The 24,830-nt window shown below is 63.8% G+C and carries 28 protein-coding genes; 7 read left to right on the top strand and 21 right to left on the bottom strand.

What is annotated here, in order from left to right; genetic code table 11:
- Positions 1-134: 134 nt before the first annotated feature.
- Positions 135-905, bottom strand: a complete 771-nt coding sequence (locus tag BMW66_RS17135; protein ID WP_093120248.1) for a FadR/GntR family transcriptional regulator — start codon at positions 903-905, stop codon at positions 135-137.
- Positions 906-1,043: 138 nt separating this feature from the next.
- Positions 1,044-2,252, bottom strand: coding sequence for a TsoY family (seleno)protein (locus tag BMW66_RS17130; RefSeq protein ID WP_093120246.1), 1,209 nt, complete (start codon positions 2,250-2,252; stop codon positions 1,044-1,046).
- Positions 2,253-2,386: 134 nt separating this feature from the next.
- Here BMW66_RS17130 and BMW66_RS17125 point away from each other — a divergent pair, with 134 nt between their 5' ends.
- Positions 2,387-2,764 carry a hypothetical protein gene (locus tag BMW66_RS17125; protein ID WP_175483289.1) on the top strand — a complete coding sequence of 126 codons (378 nt, stop codon included), beginning with the start codon at positions 2,387-2,389 and terminating at the stop codon, positions 2,762-2,764.
- Here the strand turns inward: BMW66_RS17125 and BMW66_RS17120 are convergent.
- A complete protein-coding gene (locus BMW66_RS17120) occupies positions 2,761-3,219 on the bottom strand; it encodes a GNAT family N-acetyltransferase (protein ID WP_093120244.1) in 459 nt (152 codons plus the stop codon). The genes BMW66_RS17125 and BMW66_RS17120 overlap by 4 nt on opposite strands.
- A gap of 76 nt (positions 3,220-3,295) precedes the next feature.
- Between BMW66_RS17120 and BMW66_RS17115 the strand changes: the two genes are divergently transcribed.
- Positions 3,296-3,643 (top strand): DUF1636 family protein, encoded by a 348-nt coding sequence (locus BMW66_RS17115; RefSeq protein WP_093120243.1) that lies wholly within the window; start codon positions 3,296-3,298, stop codon positions 3,641-3,643.
- A gap of 187 nt (positions 3,644-3,830) precedes the next feature.
- On the opposite strand, the gene BMW66_RS17110 is transcribed toward BMW66_RS17115, so the two are convergent.
- The 11 genes from BMW66_RS17110 to BMW66_RS17060 all read right to left on the bottom strand — a co-directional run bounded on the left by BMW66_RS17110 (position 3,831) and on the right by BMW66_RS17060 (position 14,408).
- Positions 3,831-4,541, bottom strand: coding sequence for a VIT1/CCC1 transporter family protein (locus BMW66_RS17110; protein ID WP_093120241.1), 711 nt, complete (start codon positions 4,539-4,541; stop codon positions 3,831-3,833).
- A 30-nt stretch (positions 4,542-4,571) separates the two neighbouring features.
- Entirely contained in the window at positions 4,572-5,561 is a 990-nt protein-coding gene (locus BMW66_RS17105; protein ID WP_093120239.1) for a YcjF family protein, read from the bottom strand.
- Positions 5,558-6,004 carry a GNAT family N-acetyltransferase gene (locus tag BMW66_RS17100; RefSeq protein WP_093120237.1) on the bottom strand — a complete coding sequence of 149 codons (447 nt, stop codon included), beginning with the start codon at positions 6,002-6,004 and terminating at the stop codon, positions 5,558-5,560. The genes BMW66_RS17105 and BMW66_RS17100 overlap by 4 nt, the downstream gene beginning before the upstream one ends.
- Positions 6,001-7,416, bottom strand: coding sequence for a YcjX family GTP-binding protein (locus BMW66_RS17095; RefSeq protein WP_093120236.1), 1,416 nt, complete (start codon positions 7,414-7,416; stop codon positions 6,001-6,003). Before BMW66_RS17095 ends, BMW66_RS17100 begins: the two co-directional genes overlap by 4 nt.
- A gap of 77 nt (positions 7,417-7,493) precedes the next feature.
- The gene (locus BMW66_RS17090) at positions 7,494-8,228 is read right to left on the bottom strand and encodes an SDR family oxidoreductase (protein WP_093120234.1); all 735 of its coding nucleotides are present in this window, start codon (positions 8,226-8,228) and stop codon (positions 7,494-7,496) included.
- Complete coding sequence (locus BMW66_RS17085) at positions 8,225-9,754, bottom strand: ATP-dependent DNA helicase (RefSeq protein ID WP_093120232.1); 1,530 nt, start codon at positions 9,752-9,754, stop codon at positions 8,225-8,227. The genes BMW66_RS17090 and BMW66_RS17085 overlap by 4 nt, the downstream gene beginning before the upstream one ends.
- Positions 9,755-9,802: 48 nt before the next feature.
- Positions 9,803-10,441, bottom strand: a complete 639-nt coding sequence (locus tag BMW66_RS17080) for an acyl-homoserine-lactone synthase (RefSeq protein WP_093120230.1) — start codon at positions 10,439-10,441, stop codon at positions 9,803-9,805.
- Positions 10,442-10,530: 89 nt separating this feature from the next.
- Positions 10,531-11,184, bottom strand: a complete 654-nt coding sequence (locus BMW66_RS17075) for a helix-turn-helix transcriptional regulator (protein WP_245729530.1) — start codon at positions 11,182-11,184, stop codon at positions 10,531-10,533.
- A gap of 4 nt (positions 11,185-11,188) precedes the next feature.
- Entirely contained in the window at positions 11,189-11,407 is a 219-nt protein-coding gene (locus BMW66_RS17070) for a hypothetical protein (RefSeq protein WP_093120227.1), read from the bottom strand.
- A 215-nt stretch (positions 11,408-11,622) separates the two neighbouring features.
- Positions 11,623-12,909 (bottom strand): crotonyl-CoA carboxylase/reductase, encoded by a 1,287-nt coding sequence (gene ccrA / locus BMW66_RS17065; protein ID WP_093120226.1) that lies wholly within the window; start codon positions 12,907-12,909, stop codon positions 11,623-11,625.
- Positions 12,910-13,019: 110 nt separating this feature from the next.
- Complete coding sequence (locus BMW66_RS17060) at positions 13,020-14,408, bottom strand: 1-acyl-sn-glycerol-3-phosphate acyltransferase (protein ID WP_093120224.1); 1,389 nt, start codon at positions 14,406-14,408, stop codon at positions 13,020-13,022.
- A 134-nt stretch (positions 14,409-14,542) separates the two neighbouring features.
- Here BMW66_RS17060 and BMW66_RS17055 point away from each other — a divergent pair, with 134 nt between their 5' ends.
- The 5 genes from BMW66_RS17055 (at position 14,543) to BMW66_RS17035 (ending at position 19,481) form a co-directional block, all read left to right on the top strand.
- Positions 14,543-16,522, top strand: a complete 1,980-nt coding sequence (locus tag BMW66_RS17055) for a protein meaA (protein ID WP_093120223.1) — start codon at positions 14,543-14,545, stop codon at positions 16,520-16,522.
- 155 nt (positions 16,523-16,677) lie between these two features.
- Positions 16,678-16,998: an H-NS histone family protein gene (locus BMW66_RS17050; RefSeq protein WP_093120222.1), complete on the top strand. Its 321-nt coding sequence runs from the start codon at positions 16,678-16,680 to the stop codon at positions 16,996-16,998.
- A 64-nt stretch (positions 16,999-17,062) separates the two neighbouring features.
- Positions 17,063-17,341: an acylphosphatase gene (locus BMW66_RS17045; protein WP_093120220.1), complete on the top strand. Its 279-nt coding sequence runs from the start codon at positions 17,063-17,065 to the stop codon at positions 17,339-17,341.
- A gap of 98 nt (positions 17,342-17,439) precedes the next feature.
- Complete coding sequence (deoD, locus tag BMW66_RS17040; protein WP_093120219.1) at positions 17,440-18,165, top strand: purine-nucleoside phosphorylase; 726 nt, start codon at positions 17,440-17,442, stop codon at positions 18,163-18,165.
- Positions 18,165-19,481, top strand: coding sequence for a serine hydroxymethyltransferase (locus BMW66_RS17035; protein WP_093120218.1), 1,317 nt, complete (start codon positions 18,165-18,167; stop codon positions 19,479-19,481). Before deoD ends, BMW66_RS17035 begins: the two co-directional genes overlap by 1 nt.
- Here the strand turns inward: BMW66_RS17035 and BMW66_RS17030 are convergent.
- From BMW66_RS17030 to sdhC, 7 genes are all read right to left on the bottom strand, one after another.
- The gene (locus BMW66_RS17030; RefSeq protein WP_093120217.1) at positions 19,465-19,665 is read right to left on the bottom strand and encodes a hypothetical protein; all 201 of its coding nucleotides are present in this window, start codon (positions 19,663-19,665) and stop codon (positions 19,465-19,467) included. The genes BMW66_RS17035 and BMW66_RS17030 overlap by 17 nt on opposite strands.
- A gap of 43 nt (positions 19,666-19,708) precedes the next feature.
- The gene (locus tag BMW66_RS20780; RefSeq protein ID WP_281242647.1) at positions 19,709-19,840 is read right to left on the bottom strand and encodes a hypothetical protein; all 132 of its coding nucleotides are present in this window, start codon (positions 19,838-19,840) and stop codon (positions 19,709-19,711) included.
- Positions 19,841-20,043: 203 nt separating this feature from the next.
- Positions 20,044-20,823: a succinate dehydrogenase iron-sulfur subunit gene (locus BMW66_RS17025; RefSeq protein WP_093120216.1), complete on the bottom strand. Its 780-nt coding sequence runs from the start codon at positions 20,821-20,823 to the stop codon at positions 20,044-20,046.
- A gap of 66 nt (positions 20,824-20,889) precedes the next feature.
- Complete coding sequence (locus BMW66_RS17020; RefSeq protein ID WP_093120214.1) at positions 20,890-21,780, bottom strand: hypothetical protein; 891 nt, start codon at positions 21,778-21,780, stop codon at positions 20,890-20,892.
- Positions 21,781-21,785: 5 nt separating this feature from the next.
- Positions 21,786-23,591, bottom strand: a complete 1,806-nt coding sequence (gene sdhA, locus BMW66_RS17015) for a succinate dehydrogenase flavoprotein subunit (RefSeq protein ID WP_093120212.1) — start codon at positions 23,589-23,591, stop codon at positions 21,786-21,788.
- A 12-nt stretch (positions 23,592-23,603) separates the two neighbouring features.
- Positions 23,604-23,975, bottom strand: coding sequence for a succinate dehydrogenase, hydrophobic membrane anchor protein (locus BMW66_RS17010; RefSeq protein WP_093120211.1), 372 nt, complete (start codon positions 23,973-23,975; stop codon positions 23,604-23,606).
- A gap of 10 nt (positions 23,976-23,985) precedes the next feature.
- Positions 23,986-24,369 carry a succinate dehydrogenase, cytochrome b556 subunit gene (sdhC, locus tag BMW66_RS17005; RefSeq protein ID WP_093120250.1) on the bottom strand — a complete coding sequence of 128 codons (384 nt, stop codon included), beginning with the start codon at positions 24,367-24,369 and terminating at the stop codon, positions 23,986-23,988.
- Positions 24,370-24,830: the final 461 nt, after the last annotated feature.

Below are 24,830 nucleotides of genomic sequence, written 5' to 3'. Positions count from 1 at the left end.
GCGTGGATCACAATCGCCCACATTCGACGCGTCACACGCCATCTCGCAAGGGATTAATAATGCTCAGATAGTTTTGAATCAGACTCTGAGAGGCGAGGCGCATTTCGCCTCTGGCCCACCTCGTGATTGTCTGACTAGTGGCGGTTCCGCTCGTGCTCGAAGCGCTGACGTGCCACTTCCTCATGAAGAATCGTTCGCCGTTCATCCGAAAGCCGCGCCTCGACATAATCGAGATGCGCTTCAACGGCGGTGCGGGCGCCCTTGGCATCGCGGGCCTGAAGCGCCTCGTTGATGGCGCGGTGCTGCTCAAGCAGCTCTGACCGGGTCGCGCGCTGCTTGAACATGATGGTGCGATTGTAAAACACCCCCTCTCGCAGAAGCTGATACATTGAGCGCATCATGTGCAGCATGACCACATTATGGCTCGCTTCGATGATGGCGAGGTGAAAATCGGCGTCCAGCCGTGCCTCATCGGCCGGGTTGCGCTTGGGATGGGCGACCTGCATCTTGTCGAATACCGTCTGGATCACCTTCAGGTCTGTATCGGACGCCAGACGCGCCGCACGCTCTGCGGCAAGCCCCTCCATGTCGCGGCGAAACGAGACATAGTCGATCACCGCCTCGTCATGCGTGGAAAAAAGACGGATCAGGGCGTCGGAGAATGCATTGCCCAGCACATCTGCCACGAAAATGCCGGCCCCGGCTTTCGACGCGATCAACCCGCGTTCCTGCAATTCGGCAATCGCCTCGCGCAGCGAGGGGCGCGACACACCGAGGCGATCCGATAGTTCACGCTCTGACGGGAGCCGCTCACCGGGGCGCAGAATCCCGCGCAGAATCAGCAGCTCGATCTGACGGACAACCGATGTCGAGAGCTTCTCCGGCGTGACTTTCTGGAAGGGCATTGGGCATCCTGCGGAGGTGATCCGAAAAACTGATCGAAGCATATGACCACGCCAGTCGGACCTGTGCAAGTCCGGGCGCCCCCAGCGAAAGGGGCGCCCCGGCAGGGCGCCCCAGCAGTGCGATCATCTGGTGGCGGGTTATTCCGCAGGCACGGTTGCCGCTTTCTCGCGCGAGAAATGCTGACGGTTGAGCCGCAGAACGAGCGCGATCATCGCCACCTGCGCGAGTAGGGCCACCGCGGTGACGATCCAATAGGCGGTGCCGAATTTCTCGACCAGCCCGGCGCCCACGAGCCCCTTGTTCACGAAGAACTGGATCATCACCGAAAGCGCCACACCGGGGCAGACCAGCGCATAGGATCCCGGAGAGGTCTTTTCGCCGAACACGAAATCCTTGAAGTACTCCTGCCGGATCAGCACCAGCATCCCGAGCATCAGGAACAACACCTGCACGGCCAGCAGACGTGCGGTCAGCATCATTGTATCTCCTGCGCCGACCTCCACGCCGAAGCCGTGCAACCCGTGGTTCTGCCTCAGGAACATGATACCGAGCACCGTCATCAGCGGGACCACGACCATCAGGGTCGGACCGGCCTCGCGCGCTGTGCCATGCTGAAGCATCGAGCTGAACGCGGTCGTGATCGCCAAAAGGGCATAGACGATGGCCGCCGTTCCGACAAAGGTGGACAGGATCAGAGAGATGCCCACGGTGGCCGGGTTCACGCTCATGGAAGCCGGGGCGGACAGCCCCACCGCCACCATCGACAGCGCGAAGGCGGGCAGCATCTGGGCAAAGCTGTTATGCGCTGTCACATCGAAAAGCCCGCCTTTCGACAGCACCCGACCGAGAAAATCGCCGATGATGCGGAAGGCGATCCACCCTATGGCCGCAAAGGCCACCAGCGCTAGAGGGAACAGATATTCGACCACGGACCACAGACCCGGCACGAACACCAACCCCACGATGAACAGCGCATTCACTGTCATGGCCAGGGCCAGCGGCATCGCGGCAAGCGTTGATTCCGCATTGGAGTTGCGCAGCGTTTCATAGGCTTTCGTCTTGCGAAACGCCGAAAGTGCCGAAAGATTCCAGAGCAGCGACTTGATGTTGAGAAACACCATCGCCGCGATGCCCAGAACCGCGATCACTATCGCGGCCTGAAGGGCCGGGCCGCCGGTTGCGAAGGCGGCGGAAATGTCCTCGAATGTCGGCACTGGCTTGCCCGGATGCGGCACCCAGAACATCAGATACATGAAAAAGGTCACGGAAAGCCCCCCTGCCCCGAGCGAGGCGAGGAAGTAGAGCGGCGAATAGGTATCCGCCGGGCGTGTGGATCGGGTCGTCATGGCGAGGTCCTCCAATAACATTCCATTTGCCGAATATATTTACATTCCATTTTTGGAATATAAATGCGGCATTGTGATCCACCCTCACGAGCCTGGTTAAGGGTTCGTTAACGAATGCCATCGACTCTGGGATCATGAAGAAGTTTCTCGGCGCGGCCCTTGTCTTTCTGGCCGCTTGCAACACGCCAAGCCCGCATTTTCGCGGGGCGGAGGTGACACGCATCACCGTGCAAGGCAGCACTTTCGACGTGCGCCGCCGCGGCCGGCTGGCCGAGGCGATTCGCGTGAACCCGCAGTATGCCCCAAGATTGGGGGCCGTTGCGCGCCGGGCCGAAACCGCGATCGAGCAGGTCACCGGCTGCCCGGTGAGAGAGTTGCGCGGCGATGCGGCGGTGGTTCTTGGTATCCTGAAGTGCGGTCAGCCGGACGATCTGGCACGTATCAGGCAGGGACCGCAGCGCGCGGTGCCGATCTGCGATAGGAATCCGCTCGGACCGCCCGGATGTGATTAGCCCAATGCGCGCTGCATGAAGACCGATGTGGCGTTGGCCTCGTAGTCGCCGAAAGGCTCGCATTCGGTGAACCCATGCCGCCGATAGAGGCGGATCGCCTCATGCAGGGCGTTGCCCGTTTCCAACCGAAGCTCCGGAAGTCCCTGTTCGCGCGCCTCATACTCCAACTGTTCCAGCAGACGATCGCCAACGCCCTGCCCGCGAGTCTCGGGGTCCACGAACATCGACTTGATCTCGCCATAGCCTCCCATGTCCGCCAGCGCCGCACACCCGAGCAGCCGATCACCCTTGCGCGCAACGAAAAACCGGATGTGCGGCGCGCAGAGCGCGTCGATGGGCAGATAATGGTTGTCCTCGGGCGAAAACAGCGACCGCATGAGCATCTGACTTGCCTCAAGCAACGCGGTGGCCTGCGGATCGCGCGGATCGCCAGTGGTTATGGTGAGGTCGGTCATGAGATGCTATGGCTGCCGGGAACAAACCTCATTTTGCCATCGCAGGCGCGAGTCGTCCAGCATGAAGGGGCCGGGCATGTCACATGTCATCCACATCTGCGAAAGCTGCGCCAGAGCCGGGCAGCCCCCCGAAGGGCGCGAATTCGCAGAGGCGTTGCGCCGCGCTTTGGAGGCCGATGACGGGCTTTGCGGGGTCGAAGTGCGCGGCGCGGAGTGCATGAATATCTGCGACGATCCGGTCTCGCTCGCGCTTCGGGCGCCGGGCAAGCCGGCCTACCTTTTTTCAGGGATCAGGCCGCAGGAGGATCTCGACGATGTGCTGGAACTGCTGCGCCTCTATTGCCATGCCGGACCCAAGGGGATCACCGACGCGCGTCCGGCCGGGCGGCTTCGGTTCTGCCTTGTGGGGCGGGTTCCGGCCTGATAGGCGCGAATCAGGGTTAATGCGCTGATTTCGCTAAAAATCCGCTTTCGGCATCGCGTCGGTATAACGTCGGTATTGCGTCGGTATTGACAGGCTGCAAACGACCATCCGGGCCGTTGTGAACGTGGCGTGCGTTGCATTTCGAGTATTTGCAGAACAGAGAAAGACAGCGCGCGCGCCGCCGCGATCAGGGATGAAACAGGCTCCCGACCGCGAAGGCGAGCGCCGCCGCCACGCCGCCGATGGCGAGCGTTTCCAGACCGGAGCGCCACCACGGGGTGATGGTCCAGCGGCTTTTGAGCGCGCCGATCAAGAAGAACACCCCGGCTGTTGCGACCGCCGACAGCACGAAGGCATCGCCCAACCCCAGAACGAAAGGCATCAGCGGAATCATTCCGGCCACGAGAAAGGCGCCGAAGGTCGCCAGCGCCGCCCGCATCGGGTGCGGATCGACCCCCGCCAGCCCGTATTCCCCTTCGAGCATGAGTTGCACGCTGGCGTCCGGATTTTCCAGAATGGCATCCGCCGCGGCCTCCAGCACCTTGCCGCTCAATCCTTTCTGGCGGAGGATCTCGACGATTTCGCGGCGCTCTCCTTCCGGGTGATCGCGCAGGTGACGCTCCTCGATCCGCCGCAGGCGGCGCATGTCATCCAGTTCCGACTTGGTGGCGGCATAGTTTCCGGCGGCCATCGAGAACCCGTCGGCGAGCACGTTCGCCAGACCCAGCGCCACGATCACGAAGGGCGAGAGACCGGCGCCGGCAACCCCCGCGACAATGGCAAAGGTGGTGATCGACCCGTCGATTCCGCCATAGATCATGTCACGCAGAAAACCGCGCCCCGGCGGAGCGTTGATCCGCGCCTCCACCTCTGGCTGGGTATGTCCGTGTTCCGTCATGCCTTCACCTCCGCCCTCTCCGACGCCGCATCACGTGCCGGGAAACAACCCGGTCAGCGCGCGCCGCACGATGCCCGACACCGAGGGCCGCCGCCCCGAGGTGAAGGGAAGCGGGCGGCAGACCTCCATCGCAGCGACACCGACCCGCGCGGTCAGCGCACCGTTGACCACGCCCTCGCCAAAGCGGCGGCTGAGCTTTGACAGCAGCCCGCCCCCGGCCAGCGAGCCGAGCATGTCATCGCCGACCGCGACGGCCCCTGTCGCGATCAGATGAGTCATCACCGCACGGGTCAGGCGCCAGCTTCCCAGCACCCCGGCGCGGCCGCCGTAGATTTCCGCGATCCGCCGGATCATGCGCATGTTGGCCGCCAGCGCAGTGATCACATCGGCCAGCGGCAGCGGCAGCAGCGCCGTGACCGCAGCCACCTGCCGAGCGGCCGCCTCGACCTCGACGCGGGCCGCAGCATCAAGCGGGGTGAGAAGCTCCGCCTCCGCTAGCGTCAGGAGATCCTCGGCATCGACAATGTCGCCCGCACGCTCTGCCATCCGCTGCCGGCCCCAGGCGGCCTCTTCCCGCCCGGCATAGAGGTCGTCCAGCCGCGCCAGCACCGCGCGCGCGCCCGACAGATCATCCGAAGCGCGCGCCTCCGCCGCAGAGTGATGCAGCGAGTCGATACGCTTGAGCCGGGCAATCCCGGAAAGCTCGCGCACAGCGATCAGAAGCAACACGACAGCAAGCGCAGAGATCAACGCCGTCACCGACCAGCCCAAAGCCGGTGAGCGTGCCAGCAGGGCAGTTGCGAAGTCCCACGCGCCCACCGACAGCGCCACGGCGAGCAGCGCGCCCGCAAGCCCCCAGAACCAGCGCGCCAGCCGCGACGGGCGGCGGGCGGCAAGATGCGCGGCGGATTGCATGGCCTGGCCCTGCGGCGCGGGACCATCATCGGGCACGGGCTCCGCCTCCGCCACGCGCGGGGCATCTGTGGTTTCTAGGTCAATCAGGATCGGACCTTTTGTCATGTCGCCTCCCTGCGCCATTCATAGCCGATGTCGGGCAGGTTTTCATCGTTGTCGCGCCCGTCGCCCCGGTCCGTCTCGGCAAATCCCAGACGGGTGTAGAACCGGCGGGCGCCGGTATTGGCAGACAGCACACGCAGGCGCAGTTGATCGCGCGTGCGCCTGGCGTCCTCGATCAGGCGTCGTCCGATGCCCGCCCCGCAGGCGCCGGGCGCGAGATAGAGCGCGTGGATATACCCCTGCTCACGCGCCAGAAACCCCTGCACCGCGCCGTCATGCTCTGCCACGCGAACCCAATCACGCCCGATCATCTGCCCGCAGAAGGCGATCGCCTGCGCCCCGGAATAGAGGCCCTGTCCGGGGGATGCCTCTTCAAGGCGGGTATGAAGAATCTCTCCGGTCGCGCCGGCATCGGTGGGCCGGGCAGGCCGGATCAGCGCGGTCAAAGCCGGTCCCCGATCAGGAACTGCGCCGCCCGGTCGAGCCGGATATGCGGCGGGCCATCACCGGGGCGCAGCGTCAGCGGGGCGGGGGCGAAGCGCATCGCCCCGTAGTCTCCGTCGAGCCACGCCTGTGCGCCCTCCCGCGCGGGGCCGAGAAGGCGCGCGGGATCGTCGGGCAACTCACCAGGGTGAAAGGCGGCCTGCCGCCCGCTCTCCAGCAGCGTTCCGCGCACGCATCCGAGGGTCCGCCCCTCGTGCTCGCGCTCTTCCTCGACGGTGGCGCGCAGGGCGGCAATGGCCATCGCCTGCGTTTCCGCCCCGGCAAAGCGCGCCCGCTCTCGGGCATCGCGAACGAGCGCCTCCATGATCGCGGTCAGGCGGGGATGCTGCCGGTGGTGCAGGTGATCGGCCTTGGTCGCGGCGAAAAGGATTCGCTCCACCCGCCGCCCGCGCAGAAGCCGGGTGAGAAAGGCATTCCGCCCCGGACGGAAGGCCCCGAGAATATCATGCATCGCGTGGCGCATATCCTCCACCGCCCCTGGTCCCTTGTGGATCGCGCCAAGCGCATCGACCAGCACCACCTGCCGGTCGATGCGGGAAAAGTGGTCCCGAAAGAAGGGCTTCACCACCTGCGCCTTATACGCCTCATAGCGACGCTCCATCTCGCGCCAGAGAGAGCGGCGCGGCGCGCCCGGCACCGCTGGCAGCGGGGCGAAGGTCAGCACCGGAGAGCCGGCCAGATCGCCGGGCAGAAGGAACCGCCCTGGCGTGCAATCGGAAAACCCAGCGTCCCGCGCCGCGGCCAGATAGGCGGTGAAGGCATCGGCCAGCGTGCGCGCGGCGCCCTCCTGAAACTCTGCTGCCGCGTCGGCGGCCCGCATCGTGGTGAGAAAGCCCTCGGCCTGCGGTCGGGCGTCGAGGCGCGACAGAACATCGGCCGACCATGCGGCATAGGATTTATCCAGCAGCCCCAGATCGAGCAGCCATTCGCCGGGATAGTCCACGATGTCGAGATGAACCGTGCGCGGCCCGGAGAGTCCCGACAGGAACCCCCCGGGCCGCACCCGCAGCGACAGCCGCAGTTCGGAAACCGCGCGCGTGCTTTCGGGCCAGTGAGGGGTTGACGCGGTCAGCGCGGCAAGGTGCGATTCATAGTCGAAGCGGGGCACGGTGTCGTCAGGCTGCGGTTGCAGAAAGGCCGCCTCGATCCGCCCCTCGCGCGCCGCGACAAGCCCGGTCATGCGCCCGCGGTCCATCAGGTTGGCCACCAGCGAGGTGATGAAGACGGTCTTGCCCGAGCGTGCCAGCCCGGTGACGCCCAGACGGATCACCGGCTCGAAGAATGTCTCTGAAATCGAATCGCCAACCGCATCGGCACCGCGTGCCAGGCTGTCCGCGAGGAATGAAATCACCAAACTGCCGGCCCCCTGCCTGTTCTGCGCAGCAGGCTAAGCCCCTGTTCGGTGGATTTCCAGTGGCAAGCGACAGTCGCCTAACCGCGCCCGATAAAGGGCATCTGCGTGGCCGTCACCGTCATGAACTGCACGTTCGCCTCTGCCGGAAGCTCTGCCATGTGCAGCACCGCACGCGCCGCGTGGGTCACATCCATCGTCGGCGGGCCGGACGCGTCGGGATCGTCTTGCCGCGCCTTGTCCACCAGCGCCTGCACCAGTTCGGTGCGCGCGTTGCCGATGTCGAGCTGTCCGCAGGCGATATCAAAGGGCCGGCCATCGAGCGACAGCGATTTTGTCAGCCCGGTGACCGCGTGCTTGGTCGTGGTATAGCAGATCGACCCGGGCCGGGGGCTGTGGGCGGAGATCGAGCCGTTGTTGACGATCCGCCCCCCCTGCGGCACCTGCGCCCGCATCTGCGCAAAGGCGAGCCGCGCGGCAATGAACATCCCGCGCAGATTGACCGCCATCACCGCGTCGAAGTCCTCCACCGTCACCTCGTCGGGCGGGGCCGAGGGGCCGAACATGCCGGCATTGTTGAACAGAACGTCAAGCCGACCGGCCTTCGCGGCAAAGCTGTCGAAGGCGCGGGCCGTCGCGTCGGGGTCGGTGACATCGGCGGGCAGGATCACGGCGCCGTCATGGCCCTGCGCCACATCCTCCAGCGCGTCGCGGCGCCGCGCCAGAAGCCCCACCTGCCAACCCTTGTCAAGGAACAGCTCCGCCGTGGCGCGGCCAATGCCTGAACTGGCGCCGGTGATCAGAATGGTTTTCATGACATGTCCTCTTCCTCAAGTTCGAGCGGCGCGGGCGCGGCGCGCAGATCCTCGGTCGTGAGCGTGTAGGTCGGGCGCGACAGTCGGTTGCGCACCACCCAGTAGAGCCGCGATTGCGCCCGCGTGATCGCAACATAGGCCAGCCGTTTCCAGAGCGGTTGCCCCGCCTCGACCCGCCCCATGCGCGCGGCGGCGAAAAGGTCGGGGGCAAAGACCTGCACCTCGTCCCATTGCGAACCCTGCGCCTTGTGGATCGTCACCGCCGCCCCGTGCAGGAAGGTCGCCCCCATGCGCGCGGCGAAGGGGATGAAGGGTTCTTCCTCGTCCGGTTTCTCGATCTTCACGATGGAGGCGGCGGACACCTGCGGATCCTCGGCCCCGATGACATGCAGCCGCGAGAAACCGGGCTTGCGGCCGGGACCGAGATAAATCACCTGCGCGCCCTTGATCAGGCCCCGCGCCTCAAGATCCAGACGCTTCTTGCGATGCTTGAGCGGCAGTTCCAGCCCGTCGCACACCAGAGGCTCTCCGGGCAGAAGCGCATCCTCGGGCGCACCGTGGACCCGGCGAAAGGCGTTGATCAGCCGGATGCGCGTGGCGTTGCGCCACACCAGCACCGGAGAGCGCGCCATCAGGTCCACCTCGACCCGCTGGCCGAGAACCACGCGGTCATCGCGCGCCGCCGCCTGCTCCACCAGCCGTTCGAAATCCTCGAACCCCAGATCGGGATCGGCCAGCGCATGGGCCAGATCGAGGATCGGGTTGTCCGCCTCCTGCCGGTGAATGCGGTGCAGTTCGAGCTTGGACCGCTCCGGCAGGCCATCGAAGATCATGGAGCCGGACTGATTGACTGGGGCGAGCTGCGCCGGATCACCGAACAGAAGGAGCGTGGGGAAAATCGCCTTGAGATCCTCGAACTGCCGGTCGTCGAGCATCGAGGATTCGTCCACGAAGCCGACATCGAGCGGTTCCTCGCGCCGTTTCCAGCCGGTGATGAAATCGCTGCCACGCAGCCCCGCCGCCGCCAGCGCGCCGGGAATGGATTTCTGCACCTGATAGAAGGCATGCGCACGATCGAGCGCCTGTTCGGTCAGCCCTTCGATCTCTGGCTTTTCGCCGTTGCCGGCAAGCCATTCGGCGATCCGCTCGTATTCCGGGTCATAGACCGGGGTATAGATGATGCGGTGAATGGTGGTCGCGGGCACGCCGCGCATGCGCAGCACGCTCGCGGCCTTGTTGGTGGGGGCGAGAACCGCAAGGGTGCGGCGGTCCTTGCGCCGCCGCCCCTCATAATCGCCAGAGACTGTTTCGACGCCTGCCGCCTCCAGCGCCTTGACCAGTTCCGCCAGAAGCATTGTCTTGCCCGACCCGGCCTTGCCGATCACCGCCGCAACGGTCTCGGTTTCGCCGCGTGGCGGGGTCAGCATCCCCTCTTCGATGTCGATGCCCGTGCCGCGCAGAAGCCCGGCCACGGCATCGTAGGCCGTGGCCTGATCATCGGAGAAGGTAAGCGCCGTGCCGGTCATGGCGCGACCCTACCCGCCGCCGCGCCGGAGTGCCAGACGCGATGCGCCTCAGGCGCTGCGGGCCATGCAGGGTTGCGGCGCGCGGCCGAAAGCGCGATCGAACCAGAGCTTTGAGACCTCGGGCGAGAGGCCGGCCCGCCGGGCCACCGCGCGGCGCGCTTCGGCGGTGAAACTCCACAAGCCGACGCTGATCCGGTCGCGGCCCCTGCCCTCTGCGCCGATCACCTCTGGCGAGGAACCGATCATGCGGTAGATCCGCACCATGCGCGCATCGAAGACGCCCGCGTAATGCTTCACCCCGAAGCAGCGCATGATCTCCCCCCCGCCGAGCATCAGCGCCGCGGCGGTGCGCGGGTCGGTCTCGGGGGCGAGACAGAAGCGCGTGCATTCCCAGATCAGCGGGCTTTCGATCCGCACCCCGCCGGTCAGATGCAGAAAATGGTCGTTGACCATGCAAGGCCCCGTCGTCGGCAAGAGGCGCATGGACCCGCCGTGCCGCCCGTCGGCGCGTTCCCAGATGACATAAAGCGGATTGAGCGCATCGTATTCGTCGCGCTCTTCGCCATGCTCATCGACGCTGACCGCCCAGCCGAGCCGGTGACTGAACTGCTCCGCCCGGTCGCGGAACATGCTGCGTTGCAGCTTTGGATAATTGTGGAGGTCCTGCGCGTAGATGTAGCGGAGCATTCTGCGTCCCTTCCCCTGTTGCCGATGGGGAAAAGGGCTAGGGCGCGGAGGTTAAGGCGCGGCAAGCCGGCGGCGCGGCGCGTTAACCCTCAGACAACGATCAACCCGCGACTCAGCGCCCGCGCGACGGCGTGGGTGGTGTTGAGCGCCCCGAGCTTGTGACGCGCCGATTCGATATAGACGCGCAATGTATGTTCCGAAATATTCAGCGAATCCGCCACCTTCGCCCGCGAATAGCCCATCGCAACAAGCGTCATCGCGTCCACCTCGCGCGGGGAGAGCGGGCTGGTCGGGTCGGGGCGGCGGTCCGGTTCGAACTCCAACGCCTTCTTGTTGAAGGCATGGGCGATCAGGATCAGATCCTCCCGGTTGGCGTCGGTGAAAGTGGCCCAATCGTCGTCCCGGCCATGGTGGCTGACGGTAAAGAGGGCAAATTGCCCGTTGGGGCCGCGCACGGGAACGGAATAGCCCTGATTGCCGACGCCATGCGCCATGGCCTCTTTCTGAAAGGCGCGGGTGGCCTTGCCCGACCAGTCGAGTTGTTTCCAGTCAACGGGGTGGAAAGTCTGGTAGCAACCGATGATCACCGGATCGACGCGGACATACTTCATCTCGATATAGCGATCGCGCCATTCGTCGGAATAGGTGCCGCAGCCGTATTGCTCCCCGGCGGAATTGACCCAGTGATAGACCATATGGGTGACCGCAAAATCGTCACGCAAGGCCTCGATCGCGGCCTGCATGGATTCAAGCCCTTGCGCGCGTTCCAACTCCTCCAATATGTGCGTGCGCCGCTGCTTCATGCCCCCCCGCGTGGTTTTCACCACTTCCTTCGTGCAGTGCCACGATCTCCGCCGTAGCGACAAAACGGCTGTCTTCAAGCTGGTCGGACAGCAGCTCCAACCCGTTGGAACGGGCAAAGGTTTGCAGGTCCGCAAGCACGTCAAGTATCCAGTCGTATCTCATGCCAACTCTCTTTTTCAGAAGTTAATGGAAGGTTAACACAAGCATAGCACGAGTGACTTCTCCGCGAATATTCACGGATTCCAACTCCCCAGAAATGGTGAGGGGCCGATCTGCAAGCCCTTGATACTCCTAACCCCACCCCGCCGAACGCAAACCGCCCGCGACGCGGGCAGGCGATTCGCGGGCGGTTCGAAGGCGCGGTTTGAGACCGAAGGTTACTTGCCAGCTTCGATGACATCCTCCAGCGTGCGCAGCCCCGTCCGGGGCGCCTGCACGAGTACGGCCATATTGCCGGGCTTGTGTTCGTTGCGCAGCATCTTCATGTGCGCGCCCGGAATGTCTTCCCACGGGAACACCTCTGACATGCAGGGGTCGATGCGGCGCTCCACCATCAGGCGGTTGGCGGCCGCCGCCTGCTTGAGATGCGCGAAATGGCTGCCCTGAAGGCGCTTCTGGTGCATCCAGATGTAGCGCACGTCGAAGGTGCAGTTGAACCCGGTCGTGCCGGCGCAGATCACCACCATGCCCCCCTTCTTGCAGACAAAGCAGGACACGGGGAACGTCGCCTCTCCGGGGTGTTCAAAGACGATATCAACGTTGTTGCCCTTGCCGGTGATATCCCAGATCGCCTTGCCGAACCTGCGCACCTCCTTGAACCATGCGGCATACTCGGGTGTGTTCACCGTCGGAAGCTGACCCCAGCAGTTGAAATCCTTGCGATTGATCACGCCCTTGGCGCCCAGATCCATGACGAACTGGCGCTTGTCCTCGTCCGAGATGACGCCGACCGCATTGCCGCCTGCGGCATTGATAAGCTGAATGGCAAAGCTGCCCAGACCGCCGGACGCGCCCCAGACGAGCACGTTCTGGCCCGGCTTCAACTCATGCGGATGATGCCCGAACAGCATCCGGTAGGCGGTGGCGAGCGTCAGCGTGTAACAGGCGCTTTCCTCCCACGTCAGATGCTTCGGACGCGGCAGAAGCTGTTGCGCCTGCACGCGGGTGAACTGCGCGAAAGAGCCGTCCGGCGTCTCATAGCCCCAGATCCGCTGCGACGGGGAAAACATCGGATCACCGCCGTTGCATTCCTCATCGTCGCCGTCGTCCTGGTTGCAGTGAATCACGACCTCGTCGCCCACCTTCCACCGCTTCACCTTATCCCCGACGGCCCACACGATCCCGGAGGCATCCGAACCCGCGATGTGATACTCCGCCCCGTGCCCGTCGAAGGGCGAGATCGGAACGCCCAGGCCCGCCCAGACACCGTTGTAATTCACCCCGGCGGCCATCACGAGGACCAGCACCTCATGGCTGTCGAGCGTCGGCGTGTCCACCACCTCGACCTGAAAGGATTTGTCAGGCTCCCCGTGGCGTTCACGCCGGATCGCCCACGCATACATGGTCCTGGGCACATATCCCATCGGGGGCATTTCCCCCACCTCGTAAAGATCCTTCTCCGGCGCCTCATACGTTGCAAGGTCGCTTTCAGTGTCCAGAGCCATCGTTGCCTCCTGAAGTTGCGCTTTGCCGCAATGCAGAATCGCGGTTTCTGCGACTTTGGATACTAATCGCAATGAAATATTGCAACCAAGATAGGCGTATTTTTGTAATTTTATGACTTCGCAGATGCAGAAAAACCCGAGTCCGGCCTGAAGTGGCGAATGGAATTGGCATAGAAGGCCACCGTATCGGCTTGCGCCGGGTCAATCGCGAAGACTCCGCCACGTTCCGCGATCACCTGCCGTTCGCACAGGGCGCGAAGCCCGGCCTCCACCGCCCGTGAACTCTCCCCTTCGGGCAGATACACATGCGCGTCCTTCAACGCCTCGATCCTGGCCGCGAAGGCGTCCTGCACCTGCGCGCGCGACAATGGCGCGGTGGCATCCTGAAGAATGCTCGCCACCATCGGCACCGGAAGCACCGGCACCGCCGCCTCGATCCGCTGCATCAATTCACGCGCGAGCGGTTTGGTCAGATCCCCGCCATGCCCCGCCGAAAAGGCGCGAAGCGACAGCGGATGGCCAAAGCTGACCGCCGCGTAGCCGAACTTGCGATACCGTCCCCGCACACGCCGCCACAACAGTTTCAGAACGGACCATGCGACCACGCTGATCCGGGCGCGAAACCGCCGCCCGCCGCCGTCACGGGCCCGCAGCAGGATGCGATCCTCCAGCACCCGGTCGTAGTTCAGTGCAACCGGCACGAACACCACGTCCCGTCCGTCCGGCGTATAGGCATCGGTCAGGTATTTGAGCAGCCCCAGCTTCGGCGGCTGGATTGCCCCGTCGAGGCTCAGCCCGCCCTCGGGGAAAAGCGCCTGTGTCACCCCGCCCTGCGTGGCCAGCGCAACATACCGCGCAAGCACCTTGCGATAGAGCGCATTGCGCGACCGGCGGCGGATGAAATACGCCCCCATCGCCCTGATCAGACGCGACAGGGGCCAGACCTGCGCCCATTCCCCCACCGCATAGGCCAGCGCCGAGCGTTCCGCCGCAAGGTAGGTGACAAGCACATAGTCCATGTTGGAGCGGTGGTTCATTACGAAGATCACCGTTGAATCGCGGCTGATCGTGCGCAGCCCCTCTTCGTCCACATGGACCAGCCGCACGCGATACAGCGCGTTGGACAGGAACCGCGCCACTCGGATCGCAAACCCGAAATAGGCCGAGGCCGAAAATGATGGCACGATCTCGCGGGCATAGGATTTCGCCTGCTGGAAGGCCACCGCCTCGGGAACCCCTGTTTCGTGGGCATGTTCGACGATGGAGCGGTTGACCTCCGGATCATACACCAGCCGCTGGATCATGTCGTAGCGGCGGGTGAGCTTGAACGGCTCTATGGGACGCTCCAGCCGCTCATTGAGGCGCTTGACCGCACGCTCCAACCGCCTGCGGAAGAACCAGCGCACCGAGGGAAACAGGAAATGCGATGCAAATGTGACCGCCGCGAAAAGCAGGATCAACACAAAAAGCCAGAGTGGCAACTCCACAGTCGTATTCATCCGCGCACAAGATCAGGGAAACACCGGAAGGTAAATACGGCCATGCCGCGTCGCAGCGAATTGACAAGCATACAAAATTCCAAGTATCAAAACACCTGCGCAACATAATTACCGTTTCGATTCAGGGGGCCGACATGTCGCAACCGCAGAAAGACCGCCAGGCCGATCGCCCCTGGCTCATTCGCACCTATGCCGGGCATTCCACAGCGGCAGCCTCCAACGCGCTTTACCGGGCCAACCTCGCCAAGGGGCAGACCGGGCTTTCGGTGGCTTTCGATCTGCCCACGCAGACCGGCTATGACAGCGATCATGTCCTCGCCCGCGGTGAGGTCGGCAAGGTCGGCGTGCCGGTCTGTCATCTGGGGGACATGCGCGCGCTGTTCGACGGTATTCCGCTGGACCAGATGAACACCTCAATGACGATCAACGCCACGGCGCCGTGGCTGCTCGCGCTTTATATCGCGGTGGCCGAGGAGCAGGGCGCGGACATCACGAAGCTGACCGGCACGGTGCAGAATGACCTGATCAAGGAATACCTCTCGCGCGGCACCTATATCTGCCCGCCCAAACCGTCGCTGCGGCTGATCGGGGATGTGGCCGAATATTGCTACAAGAGCGTGCCCAAGTGGAACCCGATGAACGTGTGTTCCTATCACCTGCAAGAGGCCGGCGCGACGCCCGAGCAGGAACTCGCCTTTGCCCTGAGCACCGCCACGGCCGTGCTTGACGAATTGCGAACCCGCGTGCCGGCAGAGGATTTCCCGCGTCTCGTCGGGCGCATCTCGTTTTTCGTGAACGCCGGCATCCGCTTTGTCACCGAAATGTGCAAGATGCGCGCCTTCGTCGATCTGTGGGATGAGATTTGCCGCGAGCGGTATGGCGTTCAGGATGCGGAATACCGCCGCTTCCGCTATGGTGTGCAGGTCAACAGCCTCGGGCTGACCGAACAGCAGCCGGAAAACAACGTCTACCGCATCCTGATCGAGATGCTCGCCGTCACCCTGTCGAAGAACGCGCGCGCCCGCGCGGTGCAGCTTCCGGCCTGGAACGAGGCGCTTGGCCTGCCCCGCCCCTGGGATCAGCAATGGTCCATGCGGATGCAGCAGATCCTCGCCTATGAAACCGACCTTCTGGAATTCGACGATCTTTTCGACGGCAATCCGGCGGTCGATGCCAAGGTGGAGGATCTCAAAGAGGGCGCGCGGCGCGAGATGGCCAATATCGACGGCATGGGCGGCGCGATCGACGCGATCGACTACATGAAGTCCCGCCTTGTCGACTCCAATGCCAAACGGCTCAACCGGATCGAGCGCGACGAAATCGTCGTCGTCGGCGTCAACAGGTTCACCGAAGGCGAGCCCAGCCCCCTCATAGGGGAGGATGGCGGCATCATGGTGGTCGATCCGGCCACGGAACAGGACCAGATCGACCGTCTGAACGACTGGCGGGCAGAACGTGACCCGGCCGCCGTGAAAGAGGCGCTCGCCGCCCTGCGCGCCGCCGCCGAAGCGTGCGAGAACATCATGCCGCCCTCCATCGCCGCGGCAAAGGCGGGCGTGACCACGGGCGAATGGGCCGCGCAGATGCGCGCCGTCTTCGGAGAGTATCGCGGCCCCACGGGCGTCTCGCGCAGTCCTTCCAACATGACCGAGGGACTCGACGATCTGCGCCGCGCAGTGGACACGGTGAGCGACCGCCTTGGTCGGCGACTGAAATTTCTGGTCGGCAAGCCGGGCCTCGATGGCCATTCCAACGGCGCCGAGCAGATCGCCTTTCGCGCACGTGATTGCGGAATGGATATCGACTATGAGGGCATCCGCCTGACACCCGAACAGATCGTCACGGCGGCGCTGGACACCGGGGCGCATGTTGTCGGGCTGTCGATCCTGTCGGGCAGCCATATCCCGCTGGTCGAGGACCTGTTGCAGCGAATGCGCGATGCGGGTCTTGGCGACATCCCGGTGATCGTCGGCGGTATCATCCCCGAAGAGGACGCAAGGCGCCTGCGCAGTATGGGGGTGGCAAAGGTTTATACGCCCAAGGATTTCGAGTTGAACACGATCATGCACGACATCGTGACGCTGGCCGATCCCGCTGCGGTCGCCGCCGAGTAAATCCCACCTGAAATGCCATATATGTGAGCAGTTTGCCAGAAATGCGGGGATATCGGATAAAGATTGAAACCTTTTTGAATTGACACAAATCAGCATCTTGTATTGCAAATCATCATTCGCAATACCTGCCACCGAGATGGAAAAAGGATGCTGGTATGAACCTTGATAAATTGACCCGAAAAGAGTTGCTCGACCTCAAGAGAGAGGTTGAGCAAAAATTGGTCAAACTTGAAAAACAACACCGCGCCGATGCCATCAAGGCGGCCGAACAGGCCGCCCGTGAATACGGCTTTACATTCGATGATCTCTTGCAGGAAACCGGCAAACGCGCATCCCGCAAAACCGTTCGAAAGGGTGAACCCAAATACGCCCACCCCGACGACAAATCGGTGACGTGGACGGGCAAGGGCCGCAAACCGCGATGGTTTACCGAGGCTATCGCCGCCGGATGGACGCCGGAGCAACTCGAGATCTGAGACGCACAGCCGGACCTTGCCTCGACTCGGGTGTTGCGCGACACTCGGACCCGGAGGTGAGACTATGACGATGATCGCCGTGAAAGCCCGCGTGACGGGTCATGTTCAAGGGGTCGCCTTTCGCGCCTGGACACAGGCGCGCGCGGAGGCGCTTGGCCTCAAGGGTTGGGTACTCAACGAGATATCCGGCTCTGTCCTCGCCCTCTTCGAGGGGGAAAAGGACGCCGTGCAGCAGATGGTCGATGAGCTTTGGACCGGCCCCGGCGCCGCCTCGGTTCAGAACGTGCAGGCCGACTCCGCCCCGCTGGGCCAGGCCGGGGACGGGTTCGTCATCCGCCACTGATCCGATTCAGGCTTGCACCCCGCCGCCGTGCCGCGTCAACTGGCACCCGGGGGCCGGCTCAGGCCCTTGGATCCGTCGATACGGTTGCGGGGAATGTCATGACAATTCATATTGCCGCCAAATCGGGCGAGATTGCCGAAACCGTCCTGTTGCCTGGTGATCCCCGTCGCGCCAAATGGGCGGCAGAGAGGTTTCTGGACAATCCGAAACTCATCAATGATCTGCGTGGAATGCTGGGCTTCACCGGCACATGGAACGGCCACAGAGTCACTATTCACGGCTCCGGAATGGGAATGCCGTCGCTTTCGATCTACGCCAATGAATTGATACGCGATTACGGCGCAAGGACTCTTATCCGCATCGGCTCCTGCGGGGCGATGCAGAACCGGGTGAAACTCCGCGATATCATCCTCGCCATGACCGCCACGACGTTCACGACGCCCTCCAGCGGCATTTTCCGCGAGTTGAAATATGCGCCCTGCGCCGATTGGGGCCTTCTGCGCGCCGCCGCCCGCGCGGCGGAGGCACTGGGCACGACGCCGCATGTGGGGGGCATCTACTCCTCGGATGTGTTCTATGACGAACGTCCCGATCTCAATGAACAAATGACGCGCCACGGCATCCTCGGGGTCGAGATGGAGACAGCAGAGCTTTATACACTGGCCGCAAGACACGGCTGCCGGGCGCTCGCGGTTCTCACGGTCTCCGACCATCTTCTCACACATGAGTCGCTGCCCGGCGCAGAGCGTGAAACAGGCTTTGCAGAGATGGTGGAGATAGCGCTGAACGCCGCATTTGCGCGCCACCCGGAGGAGACCGCGTAATGCCCCAACTCTCCCGCCGCCCCTGGGTTCCCGAAACCTGCGAGGGCCTGATTCAACGCATTGCCGCCCGCGCATCCGATGCGGGCAGTGACACCATTGCCGCGCGCCTTGACACGCTTGCCGGAAAGAACCGCCAGATTCATGAGCGGGATTGCTTCAACCTCAACCCCGCCACCAACGTGATGAACCCCGCGGCCGAAGCGATGCTGGCGCGTGGGCTCGGCTCACGCCCCTCGCTCGGCTATCCCGGCGACAAATACGAGATGGGACTGGAAGCGATCGAAGAGATCGAGGTGATCGCGGCGGAGCTTTGCGCCAAGGTCTTTCAGGCGCATTATGCGGAACTGCGCGTCCCCTCCGGCGCGATTGCCAACCTTTACGGGTTCATGGCGCTCTGCCGGCCCGGCGATGCAATCATCGTGCCGCCCGCGAGCATTGGCGGCCACGTCACCCACCACGCCGCGGGCTGTGCCGGGTTGTATGGGCTGCGCATCCATCACGCCCCGGTCGACGCCGATGGCTATACCGTCGATCTGGACGGGCTGCGCGCACTGGCGCAACAGGTCCAACCGCGCCTCGTCACCATCGGCGGTTCGCTCAACCTGCGCGAACATCCGGTGGCCGGGATCCGCGAAATTGCCGATACGGTGGGGGCCCGTGTGCTTTTCGATGCCGCGCATCAATGCGGCCTGATCGCAGGGCGCGCATGGCGCAACCCATTGGTCGAAGGCGCGCATCTGATGACCATGAGCACCTATAAAAGCCTTGGCGGGCCGCCTTCCGGGCTGATCGTGACGAATGACGCGATGATCGCAGAGCGGCTCGATCATATCGCGTTTCCGGGCATGACCGCGAATTTCGACGCCTCCAAGGCGGCGGCACTGGCGCTCACCATGCTGGACTGGTGCGATCATGGCGTGGCCTATGCGCAGGCGATGATCGACATGGCTCGCGCGCTGGCGGATGCGATGCAGTCAGAGGGGCTGAAGGTCTTTGGCGGCGGCACGGCCTCGCATCAGTTCGCAATCGAGGCGGCAGGGTTCGGCGGCGGGCAGGCCGCATCGAAAACCCTGCGCCGGGCCGGGTTTCTGGCCTGCGGCATCGGTCTGCCCATCGCTGAGGTGCCGGGCGACATGAACGGGCTGCGCATCGGCACCCCGGAAATCGTTCGCTGGGGGATGACCCCCGATCACGCGCCGGAACTTGCCCGCCTCGTCGCCGCCGCGCTACGGGCGGACCGCCCCGAGGACATGGCCTCAGAGGTCGGCGCATGGCGCCGCGGCTTTGACAGGCTGCATTTCATCCGCGGGGCCTGAGACAGCGGCGCGGCGCCTTGCCCGGCTCGCACAGCATCGTCGCCCCGCAGGCCGCGCAGACGTGAAATTCCTGCCCGCCGGTGTCACGGCTGCGGTCGCGGCGCCACCGGCAGTTGCGCATCGACGGGCGCGAGAAGATCACGATCAGCACGATGGCGACGATCAACCCGACAACGATCACCATGGGCAGGCTCCGGGAGCGCGCGACCCGGCGTCATTCCCCGCCGTCAGGCCGCCTCGAGATAGTCCTCGTAGGGCGCGCCGAACGGCTCTGGTGCGGGAAGCGGGGTGTAATAGGACAGCGCCTCGGCAAGTTGCGCCAAGGCGTCCTGCGGGGTGGTTTTCAGGGTATCGGACATTGTGGGCCTCATTGTTCAAAGGTCTGCTCCTCCCACACCCGTCAAGATAGTCCTCTTCCCCATCCCTGACACCCCACATTCGGGCCGCGACGACTTGCACGGTTTGCATCGCTGCCCCTGCGTCATGATATGACAAAGGCGGCACCGACAAGAGCGCCGCCTTCGGTCCGTGGCGCGGCCGGATCATCCCGGCCCCGCGTGTCTTATACCACGCGCTCCAGCATCATCTTCTTGATCTCGGCGATCGACTTCGCAGGGTTGAGGCCCTTGGGACAGGTCTTGGTGCAGTTCATGATCGTGTGGCAGCGATAGAGCTTGAAGGGATCCTCCAGATCGTCAAGCCGCTCCCCGGTGGCCTCGTCCCGGCTGTCAATGATCCAGCGATACGCATGCAGGAGCGCCGCCGGCCCAAGATAGCGGTCGCTGTTCCACCAGTAGCTCGGGCAGGAGGTCGAGCAGCAGGCGCACATCACACACTCGTAGAGACCGTCGAGTTTCTTGCGGTCGTCGATGGATTGCTTCCATTCCTTCGCCGGACGGTTCGTCTTGGTCTCCAGCCACGGCATGATACTGGCGTGTTGGGCATAGAAATGCGTCAGATCGGGGATAAGATCCTTGACCACCGGCAGATGCGGCAGCGGATAGATCTTCACGTCGCCCTTGATCTCGTCCATGCCGTAGATGCAGGCCAGCGTATTGATCCCGTCGATATTCATCGCGCAGGAGCCGCAAATCCCCTCGCGGCAGGACCGGCGGAAGGTCAGCGTCGGATCGATCTCGTTCTTGATCTTGATCAGCGCGTCGAGAACCATCGGCCCGCAGCTGTCCATGTCCACGAAATAGGTGTCCACGCGCGGGTTATCCCCGTCATCGGGGTTCCAGCGATAGATCTGGACCTTGCGCAGATTGGTCGTCCCCTCCGGTTTCGGCCACGTCTTTCCCGTGGTGATCCGCGAATTCTTGGGGAGTGCAAATTCGACCATCGTGTCGCCTCCTTCTTTCTAACTAGACCGCGCGCAGGCGGGACATACGGGTTCGGGACAGTCTCATTACCGATCATGCCCCACATAAACTTCGAACGGGAACTGCGCCTGACGCACGAACTCGCGCAGCATCGCTAGATCTTCGGGCATCAACTCGCCCATCAGATCCAGCAGCCGCTCATCCTGCGACGCGGTCAGCAGCAGCACCTGATAATCCGGGCTGGGCACCATGAGCTGCCAGCGCTCCGAGGTGGCAAGCTGATCGGGCGCCGCCGCGTCCTTCTGAAACGACGAGCCGCCGCCATAGGATTGAACATCGCCAAGACTGTTGTCGCGCAGCGGCAGTTCCAGCCGCCCAAGCACCCGCGCCCGATAGGTTTCCGACGCGAGCCAGCTATCATAACAGACCGGCAGCACCTTCGACAGCTGCGGATCGCTCGCAAGCTCCAGCCCCTGCCGGTATTTGTCCAGCGCGTTGATCATCACCCGCATCCGCGAGGTGAACCCATAGCGCGCGTTGCCCTGCAACTTCTTGAGAAGCGAAGCCGACCAGTTCATGAAGTTGCGATAGAGGATCAGTTCGCGATCCACCCGCGCCTCGTCGATCCCCAGAGTCAGCGCGCGCCCGGCATCGGCGGGGCCGGGCATGTGATCCTCGTAGGAGATGACAAGCATCGCGCCATCCCCGGCCTGCGCCGTCACCGATGACAGCGGCGCGCGGCGGCGCAGGCTGCGCCGCTCTCCATTGACCTCAAGGCTGGCGTAACTATCGAACGGACTCTTGCGAAGGGTGCAATTGTTGAGAAAGACAGCCCCCCCCGGCGCGTTCCGCGTCAGCCAGTTGAGCATCGCGTGATTGCCGGCCCGGCGCATCCCGAAGGCACGCAGAACCAGACCCGGAGCGAACCCCAGCTCGCTCCAGCCGCTATCTGCCTCCTGTTGCGCCACGACGGTCATCTGCCCTAGAACGTCCGCGCCTTCGGCGCGATCTTCTCCAACTTGATCCCGCCCTCATCCTCGGTTGTGAGCGGGTCGGTGATCACCGGACGATAGCTCAGATCCACCTTGCCGCCGTCCAGCCGCGCGATAGTGTGCACGCGCCATGTCTTGTCGTCCCGCTCGCTGAAATCCTCATGCGCATGGGCGCCGCGGCTTTCCTTGCGCGCCTCGGCGCCGTGGATCGTGGCCAGAGCGTTAGGCATCAGGTTGGTCAGCTCCAGCGTCTCCATCAGGTCGGAGTTCCAGATCAGGCTGCGGTCCGTGACCTTCAGATCGTCCATCTTCGCGGCGATGCCGCCCATCTTCTCGACCCCCTGCGACAGCGTCTTGGAGGTGCGGAACACCGCGGCATCGGCCTGCATCGTCTTCTGCATCTCAAGGCGCAGCTCTGCGGTCGGCACGCTGCCCTTGGCATGGCGCAGCCCGTCGAACCGTTCCAATGCCTTGTCCACCGACGCGGTGTTGGCCTCTGGCGTCGTCGCCTCGGGATCGACCACCTTGCCGGCACGGATCGCGGCGGCGCGGCCGAACACCACCAGATCGATGAGCGAGTTGGAACCGAGACGGTTCGCCCCGTGCACCGACGCGCAGCTTGCCTCGCCCACGGCCATCAGGCCCGGCACCACGGCGGACGGATCGTCCTTCGTCGGGTCGAGCACCTCGCCCCAATAGTTGGTGGGAATACCGCCCATGTTGTAATGCACCGTCGGCAGCACCGGGATCGGCTCTTTCGTGACATCCACCCCGGCAAATATCTTCGCGCTTTCCGAAATTCCCGGCAGCCGCTCGGCCAGTGCCTCCGGCGGCAGATGATTGAGGTTGAGGTAGATGTGATCGCTCTCTGCCCCCACGCCGCGCCCTTCGCGGATTTCCATGGTCATCGAGCGGCTGACATAATCACGCGGCGCCAGATCCTTGTAGTTGGGCGCATAGCGTTCCATGAACCGCTCGCCCTCGGAGTTGGTCAAATAGCCGCCCTCGCCGCGCGCGCCCTCGGTGATCAGGCAGCCGGACCCGTAGATGCCCGTCGGGTGGAACTGCACGAATTCCATGTCCTGAAGCGGCAGACCCGCCCGTGCCACCATGCCGCCGCCGTCGCCGGTGCAGGTATGCGCGGATGTGGCGCTGAAATAGGCCCGGCCATAGCCGCCCGTGGCCAGCACGATCATCTTGGCGTTGAACACATGCATCGTGCCATCGTCGAGCTTCCAGCAGACCACGCCCTGACACACCCCGTCATCGGACATGATCAGGTCGATGGCGAAATACTCGATATAGAACTCCGCCTTCTGCTTGAGCGACTGACCGTAAAGCGTGTGCAGGATCGCGTGCCCGGTCCGGTCAGCGGCGGCACAGGTGCGTTGCACCGGGGGGCCTTCGCCGAATTCTGTCGTGTGCCCGCCGAACGGGCGCTGATAGATCTTGCCCTCTTCGGTGCGCGAGAAGGGCACGCCGTAATGCTCCAGCTCATAGACGGCCTTGGGCGCCTCGCGGGCGAGATATTCCATCGCGTCGGTATCGCCGAGCCAGTCGGACCCCTTCACCGTGTCATACATGTGCCATTGCCAGTTGTCCGGCCCCATGTTCGACAGCGACGCGGCGATCCCGCCCTGCGCCGCCACGGTGTGCGAGCGGGTCGGGAAGACCTTGGTCACGCAGGCGGTGCGCAACCCCTGCTCGGCCATGCCAAGCGTCGCGCGCAGACCCGCGCCACCCGCGCCCACCACGACCACGTCGTATTCATGTGTCTCGTATTCGTAAGCAGCCATAGTCATATGTCCTCAGAGCGCGATTTTCGCCAGGGCAAAAAGCCCGGTTGCGGTGACGGTCCAGCTCAGCGCGATGACCGCGATGATCAGCGCCTTGCGCCAGAAGCCGCGCGCGTAATCCTCGATCATGATCTGCGCGCCCTTGCTGAAATGCTGCATCCCCACGACGAGAACCAGCCCGGTCACGATCGCCGGAAAGGGCCGCGCGAAGATGTCGAGCACCGCCTCGTGCCCCTGCCCGAGGGCGCGGCCGAAAATGTAGATGAAGACCGGCACGAGAAAGGCAAGGCCGACCGAACTGATCTTCATGTGCCAGTGGTGTTCTGTCCCGGTATGGGCCGCGCCCTTGCCCTCGGCGCGCTTGCGGGCGGTCAGATAACGCATGATGCCCTCCTCAGACGATGATGATCGTGAGGGTGGTCAGAACGACCGCCCCGATGATGCAGGCCCAGCCCAGTCGCTCGGCTGTTTCAAGCTCGAGCCCGTGCCCCGCGTCGAAGTAGAGATGCCGCAGCCCCGCGAGGTAGTGATACCAGATCCCCAGAAGCGAGAGCGTCATCACCAGATCCCCGAACCATGAGGTCAGAACCGCATCGGCCGTGGCGAAATAGTCCGCGCTTGTCGCCGCCGCCAGAAGCCACCAGACGATCAGAACAGCCGTCACGATAAGAGCGTTGCCGGTGATCCGTGTCAGGATCGACGAGATCGACGTGATCTGCGGGCGATAGATGGTCAGATGCGGTGAAAGCGGGCGCTCGCCCCGGTTCGCCTCGGCCATGGGTGCCTCCATTCGGTTCCGTTGATCAACTTACTAACGCATTTTTCGGTGCTGTCACCTGAGGGGAACTCTAAAAGACCGGGTTTCACGGTGCAAACCCGCGATTTTTTTTGATTGGGCGATCTATGTGATCACAGGTGTAAATCTTGTGATCACAAGATTACGCGTATTCGCCGCAATGCGGAATCATGGCCCGCCCGGCCTCTCACCCGGCCCCACGCCCCCGGTATCGGCCCGTTTTTGCGGGCCTGCCGAGTTCGCACGCGCCATTCGTGATCACACCCACGCCAGCGGCCCGTTTCTTGACCAGATCTTACCGAACGCTCTGTTAAAGGCCCGGATTCCGGACACCGGCACCGACGCAATACCGACGTTATACCGACGCGATGCAGACAGCGGTTTTCGCGCCATTACAGGGCCTTAAGGGTGATTCGCCTATTGCGCGCGCCGCGTGTCGGAAA

It is taken from the genome of Salinihabitans flavidus, assembly GCF_900110425.1.
Classification (GTDB): domain Bacteria; phylum Pseudomonadota; class Alphaproteobacteria; order Rhodobacterales; family Rhodobacteraceae; genus Salinihabitans; species Salinihabitans flavidus.
This window is presented reverse-complemented; position numbering and strand designations above follow the sequence as displayed.